Raw genomic sequence first — 15,968 nt, 5'->3', positions numbered from 1 at the left:
GCCCGAAACCGCCGATCGGCTGTACCGCGTTGTCTTTGCTGCCGATAGCCTTCCGACCCTCTGTACACCGCGGCGCCGAGCCCGGCGGGCCCGCCCCCCACGACGATCAGATCGTAGAAGTCGGCCGACGGCCGCGTGCTCAGCCCCACCTCGGCGGCGAGGTCCGCGTCCGAGGGGTCGACCAGGGCCTTGCCCGCGGCCGTGACCACGACCGGCAGGGTCGTCCCGTCCTGATGCGCCGCGGTGAGCAGGCAGCGTGCTTCCGGCTCGTCGAGCGCGTACCACCGGAAGGGAACGCTGTTGCGCGCCAGGAAGTCCCGCACCTCGTAGGACCGCGGCGACCAGCGGTGCCCGACCACCCGCACCCGCTGCGGTGGCTGCCGGTCGCTCACGGACCACGCGCGCAGCTGCTCGTCGAGCACCGGGTAGAGGTTCTGCTCCGGGGGATCCCAGGGCTTGAGCAGGTAGTGGTCGAGGTCCACGACGTTGATCGCCTGGATCGCCGCGTCGGTGTCGGCGTACGCCGTGAGCAGGACCCGGCGCGCCTGTGGGAACACGTCCATGGCCTGTTCCAGGAACTCGATCCCGCTCATCTGCGGCATCCGGTAGTCGGCGAGCAGCGCCGCGACCTCCTCGCCGCGCAGCTTGATCTCGTGCAGCGCCTCGAGCGCCTGCGCCCCGGACTCCGCCCGCACGACCCGGTAGTGCTCGCCGTACATCCGGCGCAGGTCGCGTGCCACCGACCGGGACACGGCCGGATCGTCGTCCACCGTGAGAATCGAGGGCCGCGCGACGCGGTCGGCTGTCGTCATGCGACCAGTCAAACACCAGAACTTGTCGATGACACAGATCGAGGTACCTTCGTGGCGTGGCCACTACTTGCGAGCACGTCGCGGAACTGGGCGCTGAGCCCGCACCGTCCACGCTGGAGGGGTGTGAGGACTGCCTGGCCGCCGGTGGCAGGTGGGTGCACCTGCGCTTGTGCCTGAGCTGCGGCAAGGTCGGCTGCTGCGACTCGTCGCCCGCCCAGCACGCCTCGAAGCACTTCGCCGAGGAGGGGCACCCGGTCATCCGGTCGTTCGAGCCGGGGGAGAACTGGCGCTGGTGCTTCGTGGACGACACGATCGTCTGATCTTCAGTAGCTGAACGTCGTCGCGGGCTCGTCGCCGATCCACTTCCACATCGGGATCGTGCCGTTGATCTCCGCGCCGGGGATGAGGTTCCCGGCGTCGAGTTTCTTGGCGTTGAAGCAAAGCGGACACACGTAGTAGCGCCCGCCGGCCGCCTCGTAGCGCTGGAACAGGTCGGCCAGCGGTGGGCAGCCGTCGCACGCGATGCCCGCGGCGGTGCCGTTCAGCGCCAGGCGCACGGCTTCCTTGGTCAGGAACATCAGCGTCTCGCGTCCGGTCTCGGCGGCGCCGATCGCGACGAGGAACGCGACCGTGACGGCCTCGGAGTCCTCGAGTCCGGTCGCCAGGCTGATCACTGCTTTGTTCGACATGATGTGCTCCTTGTTCGCCGGGATCACGACGTTAGGAGCGGGGAGGGCCCGTGTCGTCGGGCGTTCTCCCTACAGATCGAGCGGGTCGAGCAGTCCGTTGCGCAGTGCGAAGAGCGTGGCGGTCGAGCGGGACGACGCCCCGGTCTTGGTGTAGATCCGCTCGATGTGCGTGCCCGCGGTCTTGCGCGAGATGCCCAGCTGAGCGGCGACCTCGCCGGTCTGGGCGCCGCGGGAGATCAGGATCAGCACCTCTACCTCGCGCGGGGTGAGCCCGGCCGGGCCGGTGACCCGCCGCCGGGTGCCGTTGCCCGCGGCGGCGAGGACGGCCTCGGCCGCGTCGCCGTCGAGTGCGCCGGTCCGGATCGCGTCCCGGATCGCGCCGACGGCCTGCTTGTCCGTCAACGCCTCGCGGTGCGCCCTCGGTTCGAGCATCGCCCGGTACGCGCACGCCGCGGCCAGCACGCGTCCGGTCATCGGCACGGCCGCGCCGGACAGGCCCCGGTGGTAGCCGGTGCCGTCCATGCGCTCGTGCGCCGTCGCCGCGATCGCGCCCAGCCTGGCCAGCGCCGCCGGCCGGGCGAGGACGCGCTCGGTGTAGTACGAGCTGAGCCGCACGCGTTCCCAGTCGGTGGCCGACAGCGGCCCCGGCTGGTCCAGGATCGTCGTGGCCACCCCGTGCAGCCCGATGTCGTGCAGCAGGCCCGCCCGCCGGGTGGCGATGACGTCGCCGACGGGCAGTCCGATGGATCGGGCCGCCGCCGCGGCGAGCTCCGCGACGCCACGGGAGTGCCCGGCTCGCGACGCGCAGCGCAGGTCGGTGAAGTCGGCCAGTGCTTCGAGCGCCGTGTCCAGCTCGCTCTCCGTCAGCGGGCGGCGCCGCGGCGGCTCGGTCTCGGCGCCGGACAGCACCTCGGCGGCGTGCGCCACGAACGCGTCGACCACGTCGGGTGAGAACTGCGTGCCACGCCGTTGCTGCGCGACTTCGAGCGCGCCCCTGACGCCACCGGTCCGGTGCCGGACCTCGACGACGTCGGCCAGGTGCAGCAGCCGGACGATCAGCGCGATGTCCGCGCCGCCCACCCCGGCCGGCACCCCGCGGCCGTCCCAGCGGGTGAAGAACTGCCGCAGCGCCGCCCCGACGTCCTGGCCGAGCCCGAGCCGTTCCGCCAGGGCCGACGTCGTCGTGCAGTGCGACTGCATGCCCTGCACGACGCGCTGCCCGCCGGTCGCCAGCATCGTCGTCGCGACCCGCAGCCGGTGCCACATCGGCCCGCCGCGCCCGGCCCGGCGCAGGAAGAAGCCGAACCCCGCCGCCCCCGCCAGATCGACGTCGTAGCTGTCCGCGCGGAAGGCGATGTCGTCGCCGAACGAGGCGGCCACCTCCGGGGAGTCGGCGACACAGCCGACCCAGGCGAGCATGGAGACGTAGAACAGCGACCGCCGCTGGTCCTCCGGCAGGTCCATCCGCTCGGCGAGCCGTTCCGCGATCCGCCACGACCGGAGCACGTGCTCCATCGGCTGGCCCAGCCCGAGGTCCGTGGTCAGCGAGAACGCCGCCAGCAGCTCGGCCAGGTCGATTCCGGCGTCCCGATCGGCAAGCTCCACTCGCGAAGCTTACGAGCCGCGGCCCGGGAAGGCCTCTGCGACGCGATCTGCGTGTTTTGAGCGAGCGCTCAAACGGGCTATCCTGCGTTTTGAGCACTCGCTCAAAACAGGGGGAATCATGGTTTCACGAGTCGTCGTCGCAGGTGGGGGGATCGGCGGGCTGGCCACGGCAGTGGCTTTGCACCAGCGCGGGATCCCGGTCGTGGTGCTGGAACGCGCCCCGGAGTTCCGCGAGATCGGCGCGGGGCTGTCGCTGTGGCCGAACGCGATGCGCGCGTTGGACTCTTTGGGTCTCGCCGCGCAAGTGCGCGCGGCGGGTGCCGTGGAGACGGGTGGCGGGGTGCGCGACCGGGCCGGGCGCTGGCTGTCGCGGACGGACAACGCGGCGATCGAACGCCGCCACGGCTGGCCGCTCGTCGTGGTGCACCGGGCCGAGCTGCTCCGGATCCTGGTGTCGGCTCTGCCGGCCTCCTCGTTGCGGCCGGACAGCGAGGTGCACGCCGTCGCGCAGGACGGCTCCGGTGTCTCGGTCACGCACCGCGGCGGATCTGAGCACGCCGATCTGGTGGTGGCCGCCGACGGTCTCAACAGCATCTTGCGCCGGCAGTGGTGGCCTCGCGCGGCGGGACCGCGCTATGTGGGCTGCACCGGGTGGCGGGCCGTCACGAAGCCGTTGCCGAGGCTGGAGGTCGAGGGCGCGGTGCTGTGGGGCCGGGGCGAGCGGGCCGGCTTCACCGTGCTGCCCGGCTCGCGCTACTACGTCTTCGGCGCCGTCACGGCACCGCGCGGGGCGGCCTTCGACTTCCCGCGCCACTTCGCCGGCTGGCCGGACCCCTTGCCCGCACTGCTGGCAGCCGTCCCGGACGGCGCCGTGATCGCTCGCGACGTCCACGACCTGCCGCCGCTGCCGACCTACGTGTGCGGCCGGGTGGTGCTCCTCGGCGACGCGGCTCACGCGATGAACCCGATCCTGGGCCAGGGAGCGTGTCAGGCGCTGGAGGACGCGGTCACGCTCGCGGCGTGCCTGGATGGACCCGACGTCGACACCGCGCTGGAGCGGTACGACCGGGTGCGGCGGCCGCGCACGCAGTCGATCGTGCGCAGGTCCGCGCGGCTGGACGCGGTCGCCCAGTGGACCTGGCCGCCTGCCGTGCTGGCCCGTGACCTGGGTGCGCGACTGACTCCCGCCCGAGCGACGTTGCGGGCGATGGAGCCGGTGCTGGGCTGGACGGTGGGCTGATGCCCGACTGGACCTACCACCCGTTGCGCGGCCTCGCCGCGTCCCTGCTCGGCACCCGCCAGTCCCAGCGCGCCGCTCTGCGTGCCACCGCCGCGGTCGGCTCGTTGCCCGGCGGCGGCTGGCTCATCGCCAGGATGCTCGGCCACCAGCACCCGCCGGCGCACCTGGCCGGTTTCGTCGCGGGCGTCTCCGTGCGCACCAGGCTGGGCGCGGTGGTGCCGCCATCCGTCGCACGAGACGCCGTGCGCGCGTTGCCGCTCATCGGTGCCGGTCTGATCTGCGTGGCTCCGGTCAGCCTCGCCGACGTTCCCACGATCCGCGACGCCGCCGCACACAGGCGCGTCCCGCTGATCGTCGCCACCGACGACCCGTGCGTGGCGACCGCGCTGGCAGGGGACGTCGACGCGATCAGCTCGCCCTCAGCCGCCGTCTACGTGACCTCGCCGCGGATCGCGCCCGCAGCCGTTGCACTGGCGGACCCCGCCGTCACCGTCCTCGCCGCCCCCTCGGCCCTGGTCGAAGCAGGTCCCGGCTGGTTCGCGCGCGTCACGGAAGCCGCGACCCCGACGACCGCGCCGACGAGGTCCATCGGCTCGAACCCGCTGAAGTGGCCGGCCTGGTGGTGGGGCCTGCTGGTCGGGCTCGGCATGATCAGCGCGGGGTTCGGCGCCGCCGCCATCACGCTCGGCCCGGTCCTGCTCTGGTACGACCGCGACTTCCTCGGCACGGATCTCGGCCACCTGCACACCCTCAACCACCACCTGGTGCACTTCCTGCAACACGACCGGATCACCATGGCCGGCACGATGATCGCCATCGGCGTGCTCTACGCCGGCCTGGCCGTGGGCGGCATCAGGCGCGGCCGTCCGTGGGCTCGGGAGGTCTACCTCGTCTCGGGCTGGATCGGGTTCGCCTCGTTGCTCTACTTCCTCGGCATCGGCTTCCTGGAACCGCTGCACACGGCCGTGACCGCGGTGTTGTTCCCGATGTTCCTGCTGGCCGTGGGAAAGACCTCCGACAGTCCACAGTGGACATATCGGGAGGAAGGGCCGGAACACGAGCGGCGCAAGGCTCTTCTCGGTCAGCTCCTGATGGTGTGCACCGGAGCCGGATTGTTCATCGGTGGCGCGGTCGTGTCGGTGGTCGGCCTCACCGACGTGTTCGTGCCGAGCGACCTGGAGTTCCTCGGCACCACCGCGAACATCCTGAGCAACGCCAACCCCAGGCTGCTCCCGTTCATCGCGCACGACCGCGCGGGCTTCGGCGGCGCCCTGATGGCCGCGGCCACGGCGATCACCCTGCTGAGCGCGTGGGGCTGGCGTCGCGGCGAGGCGTGGGTGTGGTGGTCGCTGGCGCTGGCCGCGGTTTTCGGCTTCCTGCCCGCGGTCGTCGTGCACGGTGTGATCCACTACAGCGACCTCGGGCACCTCGCACCGGTGTTCGCCGGCATCGCGATCACTCTCACGGCGCTGATCCTCGCGCGCCCCTACCTGTGCGGAGGCCGGGATGGCTGACACCCGCCGGCGACTCGTCGACGGCGCCATCGAGACGATCCGGCAGCACGGCATCACGGGCACGTCGGCGCGCACCATCGCCGCCACCGCGGGCGTGAACCAGGCACTCGTCTTCTACCACTTCGGCAGCGTCCACGAGCTGCTCGAAGCCGCCTGCCTGGCCGCGACCGAGGAGAGGGTCCGGCCGTTCCTGCGCCGGCTGGACGACATCACGAGCCTGCGCGAGCTCCTCGACCTGGGCCGCACCCTGCACACCGAGGAACGCGAGGCGGGCAACGTCCGGGTGATGGCCCAGATGCTGGCCGCGGCACAGGCGGATCCCCGGCTCGCCAGGGCCACCTCCGCCGCGCTGCACCTGTGGATCGAGCCGATCGAACAGGTGCTGGCACGTCTCCTGAGCAGCTCGCCGATCGCGGATCTCGTCGACGTCGCGGGGCTGGCACGCGCGGTGTGCGCGGGGTTCGTCGGTCTGGAACTGTTCGAGGGCATCGACCCGGTGGGGGCCTCGGCCGCACTGGACGCGCTCGACCGCCTCGCCGTCCTGGTGGAGGTGGTCGACGAACTGGGGCCGGTGGCGCGCAGGGCGTTGCGCGGCAAGCTCCGCAGGACCCGATAGGTTGCCAGGGTGAGTTCTCTTGATGACGTGGCCGAGCGCGACGGCTGGCGCTGCTGGGTGTGCGACGCGCCGGTCGACCCCGGCATGTCGGTGAACGACCCGCGCGGGCCCAGCGTCGACAGCCGGACCGCCGACCGGAAGGCCAAGGTCGCCGAGCGGCTCGCGCACCGCGGGTGCAACACCCGCAAGGGCGCGGTGAAGGTCGTCATCGCCTGGCCGGACCGCCTGCACGTGGCCGAACCCGCGCCGCTGATCACCGTCGCCGACCGGCTGGAGCGCAAGGGCGGCCGCGAGCTCGTGGCCCGGTGCCCGACCAGGCAGGACGCCCAGGAGGCGGCGGACTGGCTGGTGGACCGGTTCTCCCGGCTCACCCCGGCACTGCCGGTGACCGCGGGCGTCGAGGCGGGCGGCGGCCAGTTCCTCGTCATCCTGGCCACCGGCCGCCGTTAGTCGATCCTCATGCCCGGTGGAAGGGTGCCTTCTAGTCATGGCCAGTGACAACGCCGCCAGGCTCGCGGTGCTCATCGACGCGGACAACGCCCAGGCGTCCGTCGTCGAGGGGCTGCTGGCCGAGGTCGCCAAGTACGGCACCGCCCACGTCAAGCGCGCCTACGGGGACTGGACCGGGACGAGCCTGCGCGGGTGGAAGGACCAGCTGCTCGCCCAGTCGATCCAGCCCATCCAGCAGTTCGCGTACACCAAAGGCAAGAACGCCACCGACGCGGCGATGGTGATCGACGCGATGGACCTGCTGTACTCGGACCGCTTCGACGGGTTCTGCATCGTCTCGAGCGACAGCGACTTCACCCGGCTCGCGGCGCGGCTGCGCGAGTCCGGCCTGACGGTCTACGGGTTCGGTGAACGCAAGACGCCCCAGCCGTTCGTCGCGGCGTGCGACAAGTTCATCTACATCGAGAACCTCACCTACGCCGAGGAACCGGCCGCGCTGGAGGGCGCCGCGGTCAAGCCGAAACCGGCCGCCGCCACCTCCTCTCAGCTCAAAGCCGACACCACGTTGGTCAAACAGCTGCGCAACGCCATCGACGCGGCCTCCGACGACGAGGGGTGGGCGACGCTGGCGGCGGTCGGGCACATCCTCATCAAGCAGCGCTCGGACTTCGACTCCCGCAGCTACGGCTACGCCAAGCTCAGCGAACTGCTGACCGCGACCACCCTGTTCGAGCTCGACCACCGCCGGTCGGGAGACAACAAGCAGGCGATCATCTACGCCCGCGACAAGCGACGCCGCCCCGACAAGAAGCCGTAGCCGGATCTCAGTCGCGCTCGGCTTCCACCGCTGCGAGCAGGCTGTGCAGCCCGGCCTCGTAACGCTCGACGTCCGTCGGGTCGAACCGCCAGTCCGTGATCGGCTCGCTCATCTCCACCTCTGGACTGCTCGCCTCGGCCAGCCGCAGCTCGTCCCGCACCTCGCGTGCCAGATCGCGTTCGTCGCCGGTCATGTCAGGCCTCTCTGTCCGCCGGAGCATCGGTCGTCAGTGAAGACCGGGCAGGGCCGCGTGGTGTGACAGCCGGCGAGATCGACGTCGTGGCTGTCACGCCCGGTACCATGCGGTGTCTCTTGATCCACAAGGAGAGTCGATGAGGACGTTGGTGCCGGACGACCGGCCGGTCAAGCTGGTGAACGCCGGCACGGGTCAGGTCCTGGAGGCCGGCCCTGGCGGCACCCTGGCCGACACCTTCCGGCGCTCCGCGAACGACGCCTCCCAGCAGTGGCGGTTCAGCCGGGTCGCCGGTGCCGGGCACCTGTGGGAACTGACGAACGTCGACACGCGCGTGAGCCTGACCGAGGACCTGACGCTGGCCGCCGGCGCAGTGACCGGCCGGTGGCGGGTGATCCCGGTGGCCGATCAGGAGTTCGCGATCGTCTCGGCCGCGAGCGGCCGGGCGTTGAGCAGCGCCGTCGACGACTCGTCGTACTACCACGACCCGCGGCAGCGCTGGAAGATCACGGCGGGCAACGCCGAACGCCCGACGCGCGCGGTGTTCACGCTGGTGCGCGACGAAGAGGTCTTCCTGCCGATCTGGTTGCGCTACTACAGCCGGTTCTTCGCGCCGCAGGACATCCACGTGCTCGACCACGGCGGTGCCGGCCGGTTCGCCGACGAGTACGGGTTCACCCGGATCCCGGTCGACCAGCCCGTGTTCGGCGCGGAATGGCAGCGGGACACCATCCAGCGCCATCAGCACGAGCTGCTCGACCGCTACGACGTGGTGCTGTTCGCGGACGCCGACGAGATCATCGCGCCGGAGCCCCACACCGGGGACCTGGGCGACTACCTCGACAACTTCGACCAGGACTTCGTGACCTGCCAGGGGTACGAGCTCCTGCACCTCACCGACAGCGAACCGGCGTTCGACCCCGAGCAGCCAGTGCTGGCGCAACGCGGGCACTGGTACCGCAACGAGATCTACTCGAAGTCGCTGATCGCGCGGGCTCCGTCCCTGTGGGACCTGGGTTTCCACCAGCGGCTGGACCACCGCAGGAACCCCGACCCCCTGCTCTTCCTGCTGCACCTGCACCGCATGGACTACGGGATCTGCCTGGACCGCCACAAGAACCGCGCGGCGTTCCCCCGTGCGGAGAAGGACCGCGCGCTGGGCCGGGGCTACCAGAACCGGATCACCGACCCGGACGGCTTCCGCGAGTGGTTCTACGGCGACAGCTGCGGTGGTGGCGCGATCCAGACCGAGGAGATCCCGGACCGCTGGCGCACCGTGGTCTGAGCGCCGGTCAGCCAGCCGTCGCCGGGGAGATCAGCTGCCGGTCTTGCCGCAGCTGCCTGGCCATGTTCCAGCCGAGCACACCGACGACGCGGCCGTGCGCGAGGTAGTGCGCCACGAACTTCCGTTCGGCGAGCTCGCCGTGGACGACCACCATCTCCGCCTCGGCCGGGAACACGCCGTACGCCTGGATCTTCGCGTCGAACTGGTCGGTCCAGAAGTACGGCACCGGAGCGAACGGGATTCGCGCACCGAGCAGGTTGCGGGCGACCGCCATGCCCTGCTCGGTGGCGTTCATCCGGTGTTCGACCCGCATCAGGCCGCCGAAGTGCGGGTTGAACCAGCGGGCCACGTCACCTGCCGCGTACACGCCATCGGCCGCCTGGCAGGTGGCGTCGCACACCACGCCGTCGTCCACCGGCACCCCGGATCCGGTGAGCCAGCCGGTGGCGGGCATCGCGCCGATCGCCACCAGCACGACGTCCGCGGGCAGCAGTGTCCCGTCGGTCAGCTCGACTCCCGACACCGCGCCCTCGCCGTGCAATGCGGCCACGCTGACCCCGGTGCGCAGCTGCACTCCTCTTTCTTCGTGGAGTGAGGCGATCGTGGATGCGACCCGGTCACCGAACTGGCGGACCAACGGCAGGGGCAGCGGGTCGACCAGGGTGACGTCCAGCCCGAGCAACCGTGCCGCCGCAGCCGCCTCCGTGCCGAGGAATCCCGCGCCCACAACGACTGTTGAGGCCGACCGCAGCAGATCACCGCGCAACGCCAAGGCGTCGTCGACGGTCCGCAGCACGTGCACACCGGCGAGGTCGTGGCCGAACGGCAGCTCGCGCGGCCTCGTCCCGGTGGCGATCACCAGGCCGTCGTAACCGATCTCCTCGCCGTTCGACAGCGCGACCGTGCGACGGGCGAGGTCCAGTGCGGTCGCGGCACTGCCCAGCGTCAGCCCGATGCCCTGGTCGAGGTACGCGGAATCGGGACGCAGCAACGTCCTCTCCGGCTCCCAGGCTCCCGCGAGGACCTGTTTGGACAGTGGCGGCCGGTCGTAGGGGAGCGCTTTCTCGTCGCCGACCAGGGTGATCGAGCCGGTGAAGCCCTCCCGGCGCAGCGTCTCGGCGGTGGTCACGCCGGCCGCGGAGGCACCGACGACGACCACCCGTTCGAGGTTCTCCACTACCTGTCCACCACGATCGCGAGCGCCGGGCACAGCAGTGCGGCGTGCTCGGTGGCCGCCTCCAGGTGTGCGGGCGGGTTCTCCACCAGCAGGACCACCATGCCGTCGTCGTCGCGCTGGTCGAACACGTCCGGCGCCGCGAGCACGCACTGGCCCGCGCCCACGCAGGCGTCCACGTCGATGCGGACCTTCATCGTTCGTCTCCCCACGTGACCGGCAGCGCGCGCACGCCGTAGACCAGCGCGTCGTTCTTGAACTCGATGTCCTCGAACGGAACCGCGAGCCGCAGCGTCGGGATCCGCTGGTGCAGCCGGGCGAACACCTCCTGCAGCTCGACCCTGGCCAGCTGCTGGCCGAGGCACTGGTGGACGCCGTAGCCGAACGTCAGGTGCGCGGTCGCCTCGCGCTTCAGGTCGATGCGATCGGGGTCGGGGAACACCGACTCGTCGCGGTTGCCTGCCGACAACGCGGCCACGAGCCACTCGCCGGCCTCGATCGTCTCGTCGCCGATCGTCAGGTCGCCGGTCGCCTGCCGCAGCACGCCGAACTGCACGATCGACAGGTAGCGGAGCATCTCGTCGACGGCGGTGCCCGCGAGCTCCGGGTCCGCCCGCAGCGCGTCGAGCTGGTCGGGCTGCCGCAGCAGGGCGAGCGTGCTGAGCCCGATCATGTTCGCGGTGGTCTCGTGCCCGGCGATCAGCAGCGTGATGCCGAGGGTCACCAGCTCCTCGACGGACAGTTCCTGGCCGCTCTCCCCGGCCCGCACGATCAACCTGCCCAGCAGGTCGTCGGTCGGCGCCACCATCTTGGTCAGCACGAGCTGGGTCATGAACCCGACCACCTCGAGGTTGGCCTGCTCCAGCGCCGCGGGGTCGCTGTTCGTGCCGACGAGCACGGCGGTCTGCTCCTGGAACCGGTCGCGGTCGGCGTAGTCGACGCCCAGCAGCTCGCAGATGACCAGCGACGGGATCGGCAGCGCGAAGTCCGCGACCAGGTCGACGGGTCCGGTCCGCGCCAGCAACGCGTCGAGGTGGTCGTCGACCAGGCCCTGGATGTAGGGCCGCATCGCCTGGATCCGCTTGACGGTGAACTCCGGCGTGAGCAGGCGCCGCAGCCGGGCGTGGCCGGGCCCGTCCATGTTCAGCAGGCTGCCGGGCGCCACCGGCCGGTCGAGCACGCCGCCCGCCACCACGTGCGTGGACGGAGCGGCGTGGGAGCTGAGGTTGGGATCGGCCAGCATCGCGCGCACGTCGGCGTACCGGCTGACCACGCGGGCCTCGACGCCGACGGGACAGGTCAGCGCCGCCGTGCCCTCCTGCGCGCGCAGCTCGGCGTACTCGGCGGGCGGGTCGAACGGGCAGCGGGCGTCCCGAGCGGTGGGGAAGGCGGCCAGCTCGGACACGGTCTCGGTCATCGTCCGCTCCAATTTATGGCAGTAACTGTCACATGACTGAGACTGCCAGATGGCATTGCGTGCCGCAACGGGTGCCACCTGGCAGCCACTGCCATGTGGCAGTGCTACGGTTCGGGGTCCGGCAGGGGAGGTGTGGCGCCATGGGCTTGCGCGAGACGAAGATGGAACGCACCAGGCGGTTCATCGCCGAGACGGCGTTCGACCTGTTCGTGGCGCAGGGCTACGACGCCACCACGATCGAGCAGATCGCCGCCGCGGCCGAGGTCGGCCCGCGCACGGTGTACCGCTACTACGCCACCAAAGAAGCGCTGGTCATCAGCTTCGTGGAGAACGGCCTGAACGCGGCGATGACGGCGTTCGAGGCACAGCCGGACGACACGCCGTTGCCCGAAGCGCTCTACGCGGTCATGGCCAGCGTGGAACAGACGATCACGTCGAACCCGGCGCGCCTGCTCGCCCTGTACGAGATCTTCGACCGCACCACGAGCCTGCGTGCCGGTCTCGCCGACCTGGACTGGTCCTGGCGCCGCCGGCTGGCCCAGGAGATCCTGCGCAGGTCGGGTGAGGCGGGAGACGCCATGTTCGCCACCCTGACCGCGGCGAGCACCATGAACGCGGTCGAGGTCATCGTGCACACGTGGGCCGCGAACGGCAACGACGTCGAGGTCGCGGACATCACCCGCGAGACGCTGAAGCTTTTGCGCACCAAGGCGATCCCGGTCCCCACGCCCGCCGGTGGGGCAGCACGGCAGTAGCTCTCACCGCGCGACAGCGCTAGCCACCGACGTGCACGTGGGCCGCCCACCGGGTCGGCACGGCCGGATAGGCGTCTCGCATGCGCCGCAACGTCTCGTTGAGCGCGAACGCCGCCGCGCTCGTGTCGGCCGGCCGGGTGCCGGCCGCGGTCAGTGTCGAGTAGACGGCGGAGGCGGTCTCGGCGCTGTCGGCGGTGTGCCACAACGTGCCGATGACGCTGCGGAAGCCCGCGAGATGGAATGCCGACGCGAGGTTCAGCGGTTCGTCGACCAACGCGGGATCGGGGCCGGCGGTGTCGCACGCGGACAGGAAGGCCAGTTGTGCCTGAGTGATCCGCAGGTCGCGCACGAATATCGGCACGAACATGCCGTTGCCCTCGGACAGCACCAAGCCGCCCTGGCCGGGGTGCTTGGCGGAGCTGACCGCCCGGCCGTGGCAGGCGAAGTGGGCGATCGTGTGCTCGTGCAGACCGTCCTTGATGGCCTGGGCGGACGCGGCGGAGTCCAGCAGGACCGTCGAGCCGGGCAGCAACCCGGCCACCAACTCGGCCTCGGCGCGCGCGTTCGGGAGCGCGGGCACACCATCGCCGACGCCGACCACCAGCGCGGTGGGACGTGAGCGGCCGGGCCAGGGCGTGGACACCGTGTCCGCCAACGCGGTCAGCGAGGGCGTGTAGGACGAGACGACGCGGTCGAACACGCTGACACCGGCACGATGATGGCCCGCCGCGTGCAACGGCAGCTGCGCGGCGATGCCGACCGGGCACCACCACAGCCGTGCCGCCGCGACCCGTTCCAGCACCGGACCCGCCGTGGTGTCCCACAGCCACTCCAGCACGGCGTGCACGTCCAGCTGGGCCTGTTCACGCCGGTCGAACGAGCACGCCGGGTCCTTCACGTCGGCCAGCGCCGCGCGGAGCTTGCGCACCTGGCCACGCGCGGCGGTCTCGGTCATCCGCAACGGCACGGCGAACACGGGGTCCCGCTGGTCGGCGGGGATCACGAGCGCCGGGCCCGCCGCGCTGACGACGAGCGCGGTGTGCCCGTTCAGCCGCGTGCGCAACTCTTCGAGCGTCGAAGGCGCGAGCAGGTCCTCGAATCCGGGCAGGGACCGGATCTGGCTCAGCAACTGGTCCCGTTGGGCCGCGAGCTGCCGGATCTCCTCGACGGCCTGCGGACGTGGATCCCACCTGCGGCTGGAGGTCTGGTCGCGGAAGCTCACCTCGACGTGGAACTCGGCGATGTCGACGTGCGAGTCCGCGGAGCCCAGCTTCTGCTCGACATCGGCGAGCTTCTCGGCGTACCGCGGCGCCACCTCGCGCAACCGGGCCCAGCCGCGGCGGATGCCCCAGGCGTCACCGAACAGCACACCGCGGCACTGGTCGACCAGCTCCACCGCGCGACCGAGCTGACCCGACCGCACGCCCGCGTCCACCACCCGGTCGGCGAGGCCGTCGAGCTGCCGCACGGCCGCCATCCTGCGGTCGCGCGGCAATGCCCGGCTGACCGACGCGGGGATGGCGGCGATCACGCGTTCCTGGGCGGCCAGCCAGGTCGCCGGGTCCGCCTCGGCGAGCATGGCGGCCTGTGCGTGTTCGGACTGCATGCGGAACTCTCCGCTCGCGGGGTGCGCGCCGACCGCCCGGTAGTACGTGATCGCGAGTTGCCGCAGCTCGTCGGCACGCGGCCCGCCGAACTTGGCCAGCTCACGGGCCGAACGCGCGAGTGCGAACGCCCGGAGCGGCCACCAGTGGTGATCCTGCGGCGTCTCGGCCACGGCTTTCTGGGCCAGCTCAAGCGAGTCGTCGAGCGCGTCCAGGTCGCCGCACTGCTGGTAGCGGTAGTAGAGCAGGTCGGCGATCGTGCTCTCGATGCGGGGGACATCGGGGTGTTGCGGCCCCACGAGCGCGAGTGCGGCGCGAAAGGCGCGTTCGGCTTCACGGAACGGTTCCGCGTCCGTCGCTTGGGTGCCGACCGCCTGGACCTGTACGGCGGTGGCGTAGTTGTAGAGCATCCCGATCCGGCGCACGTCGTCCGCCGCAATCGTCGCCACGGCCCGCGCGCCCGCGTTGACGGCCTTGGCGAACATGGCGTGATCCCCGGTCTTCGCCGCGACTTTCTGAACCGTCGTCGACAGCGTCGTCCAGCGCAACGGCAGGTTCGTGTCGTCGGCCGGGGTCGCCGCGATGGCCTCGTCCAGGATGGTGATCGCTTCTTGACCGGCAGCGGGGTTACCGCCGAGATCGAACTGCGTGATCAGGGCGGACGCCAGCGACGTGAGCCGCAACGGACGTTCGTAGGCGTCGGTCACCGGCAGCTCGAGCGCGGTGCGGGCCGCGTCGACACCCAGCCGGGCCTCGTAGGCGGAACCGGTGCGGGCCGCGGCGACGGTGGCGGAGTGGGAGAAGGCCTTCAGCAGCCTGGCCCGGCCCAGCTCGTCCGGTGACGTCGTGACCAGCGCCTCGATGGCCGCGTCGTAGGCGAACGTCGCGGCGTCGGTGTCACCTGCGATCTCCCACAGGTCCATGTTCGCGTGGTACAGGTCGAGCAGGGCCTCGGCTCTGCCCTCGTGGTCGAGCGGCAGCCCGACCGCGAGGATCCACGCCTGGTCACGCCTCCCGACGAGCACCTCGTCGGTGACCTGCCGCAGCTTCAGGTCCGCGACGAGGTCGTGCTGGGCCCGCAGAACCTGGGGATCGCGGTGGCACGTCAGGAGAAACCGCGCCACCGGCGCGCCGACCTGGTGGCCGACCTCCTGCTCGACCTGGGCGAGCACGGGCAGCGTGTTGACGTTGCCGAAGTCCCGTTCCAGCGCGTCGGCGAGATCGCGGCAGGTGGCCAGCGCGCCGCACAGGTGGATGGCCGGCCCGCCGTTCGCGTAGAGGTCGTACTGGTACTGGGCGAGCTCGAGCAGGATGTCGCGCCACACCGGGCGTTCGCGCAACGCCAGCCGGGCGGCCTCGCGGTAGTCGGCGAGCACCTCACCCGGCCGCCGTCCCGCGTTGATCAGGGTGCGGGCCCGGTCGAGGTGCCTGCGGGCGCGTTGCGGATCGTCCCGCGGGGTGTGCTGGAGAACCCAGTTCATCCCGTTGACCGCGACGTCGCGGTAGGTGGTCGTGCCGTCGAGTTCGTCGAGCATCAGCAGGAACTTGGCGTGGTCGGCGGTCATCGCGGCCTTCATCCGCTCGTCGCCGACCGCGTCCATCAACGTCGTGTACGCGTTCGCGAGGAACGTCAGCGAGTCGCTGTCCTGGTAGTCGAGGAACTCCTCGTACGCCTCGTTCACCGCGGCGTACCCCAGCATCACGATGGAGGGTGCCGCGGCGTCCGGCAAGCTCGTCGACGCGCTCGCCACGGGTGACAAGGTCGACGCGAACGACCAGCCCTTCGAGGCGAACTTC

At 71.3% G+C, this 15,968-nt stretch carries 16 protein-coding genes; 8 read left to right on the top strand and 8 right to left on the bottom strand.

Features of this window, described 5'->3' with window-relative positions:
* Positions 1 to 812, bottom strand: an 812-nt coding sequence (locus ABZX92_RS40465) for a response regulator (RefSeq protein ID WP_355570777.1), incomplete at its 3' end; no start/stop codon positions are given.
* Between the two features lie 56 nt (positions 813 to 868).
* Between ABZX92_RS40465 and ABZX92_RS40460 the strand changes: the two genes are divergently transcribed.
* Positions 869 to 1,132, top strand: coding sequence for a UBP-type zinc finger domain-containing protein (locus ABZX92_RS40460; protein WP_355570776.1), 264 nt, complete (start codon positions 869 to 871; stop codon positions 1,130 to 1,132).
* 3 nt (positions 1,133 to 1,135) lie between these two features.
* On the opposite strand, the gene ABZX92_RS40455 is transcribed toward ABZX92_RS40460, so the two are convergent.
* Together ABZX92_RS40455 and ABZX92_RS40450 are read right to left on the bottom strand one after the other, a co-directional pair.
* Complete coding sequence (locus ABZX92_RS40455) at positions 1,136 to 1,501, bottom strand: DsrE family protein (protein ID WP_355570775.1); 366 nt, start codon at positions 1,499 to 1,501, stop codon at positions 1,136 to 1,138.
* 69 nt (positions 1,502 to 1,570) lie between these two features.
* Entirely contained in the window at positions 1,571 to 3,106 is a 1,536-nt protein-coding gene (locus tag ABZX92_RS40450) for an HD domain-containing phosphohydrolase (protein WP_355570774.1), read from the bottom strand.
* Positions 3,107 to 3,224: 118 nt separating this feature from the next.
* On the opposite strand from ABZX92_RS40450, the gene ABZX92_RS40445 reads away from it, so the two are divergent.
* Genes ABZX92_RS40445 through ABZX92_RS40425 form a run of 5 tightly spaced genes read left to right on the top strand, consistent with a single transcriptional unit; the run spans position 3,225 to position 7,743 of the window.
* Entirely contained in the window at positions 3,225 to 4,346 is a 1,122-nt protein-coding gene (locus ABZX92_RS40445) for an FAD-dependent monooxygenase (RefSeq protein WP_355570773.1), read from the top strand.
* Positions 4,346 to 5,860, top strand: coding sequence for a hypothetical protein (locus ABZX92_RS40440; protein WP_355570772.1), 1,515 nt, complete (start codon positions 4,346 to 4,348; stop codon positions 5,858 to 5,860). Before ABZX92_RS40445 ends, ABZX92_RS40440 begins: the two co-directional genes overlap by 1 nt.
* On the top strand, positions 5,853 to 6,476 hold the full coding sequence (locus ABZX92_RS40435; protein ID WP_355570771.1) for a TetR family transcriptional regulator: 624 nt from the start codon (positions 5,853 to 5,855) through the stop codon (positions 6,474 to 6,476). The genes ABZX92_RS40440 and ABZX92_RS40435 overlap by 8 nt, the downstream gene beginning before the upstream one ends.
* Positions 6,477 to 6,485: 9 nt before the next feature.
* Positions 6,486 to 6,926, top strand: a complete 441-nt coding sequence (locus ABZX92_RS40430; RefSeq protein ID WP_355570770.1) for a hypothetical protein — start codon at positions 6,486 to 6,488, stop codon at positions 6,924 to 6,926.
* Between the two features lie 37 nt (positions 6,927 to 6,963).
* On the top strand, positions 6,964 to 7,743 hold the full coding sequence (locus tag ABZX92_RS40425; protein ID WP_355570769.1) for an NYN domain-containing protein: 780 nt from the start codon (positions 6,964 to 6,966) through the stop codon (positions 7,741 to 7,743).
* Positions 7,744 to 7,750: 7 nt separating this feature from the next.
* Here ABZX92_RS40425 and ABZX92_RS40420 read toward each other — a convergent pair whose 3' ends face one another.
* The gene (locus ABZX92_RS40420) at positions 7,751 to 7,936 is read right to left on the bottom strand and encodes a hypothetical protein (protein ID WP_355570768.1); all 186 of its coding nucleotides are present in this window, start codon (positions 7,934 to 7,936) and stop codon (positions 7,751 to 7,753) included.
* Positions 7,937 to 8,075: 139 nt separating this feature from the next.
* Between ABZX92_RS40420 and ABZX92_RS40415 the strand changes: the two genes are divergently transcribed.
* The gene (locus ABZX92_RS40415) at positions 8,076 to 9,221 is read left to right on the top strand and encodes a glycosyltransferase family 2 protein (protein ID WP_355570767.1); all 1,146 of its coding nucleotides are present in this window, start codon (positions 8,076 to 8,078) and stop codon (positions 9,219 to 9,221) included.
* 7 nt (positions 9,222 to 9,228) lie between these two features.
* Here the strand turns inward: ABZX92_RS40415 and ABZX92_RS40410 are convergent, their stop codons facing one another.
* The 3 genes from ABZX92_RS40410 to ABZX92_RS40400 are packed head-to-tail and all read right to left on the bottom strand — an operon-like array spanning position 9,229 to position 11,812.
* Positions 9,229 to 10,398: an FAD-dependent oxidoreductase gene (locus ABZX92_RS40410; protein WP_355570766.1), complete on the bottom strand. Its 1,170-nt coding sequence runs from the start codon at positions 10,396 to 10,398 to the stop codon at positions 9,229 to 9,231.
* Positions 10,398 to 10,592, bottom strand: coding sequence for a ferredoxin (locus ABZX92_RS40405; protein ID WP_355570765.1), 195 nt, complete (start codon positions 10,590 to 10,592; stop codon positions 10,398 to 10,400). Before ABZX92_RS40405 ends, ABZX92_RS40410 begins: the two co-directional genes overlap by 1 nt.
* Positions 10,589 to 11,812, bottom strand: coding sequence for a cytochrome P450 (locus ABZX92_RS40400; protein ID WP_355570764.1), 1,224 nt, complete (start codon positions 11,810 to 11,812; stop codon positions 10,589 to 10,591). The genes ABZX92_RS40405 and ABZX92_RS40400 overlap by 4 nt, the downstream gene beginning before the upstream one ends.
* Before the next feature lie 140 nt (positions 11,813 to 11,952).
* Between ABZX92_RS40400 and ABZX92_RS40395 the strand changes: the two genes are divergently transcribed.
* The gene (locus ABZX92_RS40395) at positions 11,953 to 12,567 is read left to right on the top strand and encodes a TetR/AcrR family transcriptional regulator (RefSeq protein ID WP_355570763.1); all 615 of its coding nucleotides are present in this window, start codon (positions 11,953 to 11,955) and stop codon (positions 12,565 to 12,567) included.
* A 19-nt stretch (positions 12,568 to 12,586) separates the two neighbouring features.
* On the opposite strand, the gene ABZX92_RS40390 is transcribed toward ABZX92_RS40395, so the two are convergent.
* Positions 12,587 to 15,871 carry a CHAT domain-containing protein gene (locus tag ABZX92_RS40390; protein ID WP_355570762.1) on the bottom strand — a complete coding sequence of 1,095 codons (3,285 nt, stop codon included), beginning with the start codon at positions 15,869 to 15,871 and terminating at the stop codon, positions 12,587 to 12,589.
* Positions 15,872 to 15,968 lie beyond the last annotated feature (97 nt).

The sequence above is a fragment of the Lentzea sp. NPDC006480 genome, assembly GCF_040611995.1.
Lineage (GTDB): Bacteria > Actinomycetota > Actinomycetes > Mycobacteriales > Pseudonocardiaceae > Lentzea.
Note: the sequence above shows the minus strand (reverse complement) of the source record. Positions and strands in the feature narration are given on the sequence as shown.

Coding starts and splice junctions, on each gene's coding strand:
- ABZX92_RS40455 (WP_355570775.1), bottom strand. CDS start 1,501: ATGTCGAACAAAGCAGTGATCAGCCTGGCGACCGGACTCGAGGACTCC.
- ABZX92_RS40445 (WP_355570773.1), top strand. CDS start 3,225: ATGGTTTCACGAGTCGTCGTCGCAGGTGGGGGGATCGGCGGGCTGGCC.
- ABZX92_RS40440 (WP_355570772.1), top strand. CDS start 4,346: ATGCCCGACTGGACCTACCACCCGTTGCGCGGCCTCGCCGCGTCCCTG.
- ABZX92_RS40435 (WP_355570771.1), top strand. CDS start 5,853: ATGGCTGACACCCGCCGGCGACTCGTCGACGGCGCCATCGAGACGATC.
- ABZX92_RS40425 (WP_355570769.1), top strand. CDS start 6,964: ATGGCCAGTGACAACGCCGCCAGGCTCGCGGTGCTCATCGACGCGGAC.
- ABZX92_RS40420 (WP_355570768.1), bottom strand. CDS start 7,936: ATGACCGGCGACGAACGCGATCTGGCACGCGAGGTGCGGGACGAGCTG.
- ABZX92_RS40415 (WP_355570767.1), top strand. CDS start 8,076: ATGAGGACGTTGGTGCCGGACGACCGGCCGGTCAAGCTGGTGAACGCC.
- ABZX92_RS40405 (WP_355570765.1), bottom strand. CDS start 10,592: ATGAAGGTCCGCATCGACGTGGACGCCTGCGTGGGCGCGGGCCAGTGC.
- ABZX92_RS40400 (WP_355570764.1), bottom strand. CDS start 11,812: ATGACCGAGACCGTGTCCGAGCTGGCCGCCTTCCCCACCGCTCGGGAC.
- ABZX92_RS40395 (WP_355570763.1), top strand. CDS start 11,953: ATGGGCTTGCGCGAGACGAAGATGGAACGCACCAGGCGGTTCATCGCC.
- ABZX92_RS40390 (WP_355570762.1), bottom strand. CDS start 15,871: ATGCTGGGGTACGCCGCGGTGAACGAGGCGTACGAGGAGTTCCTCGAC.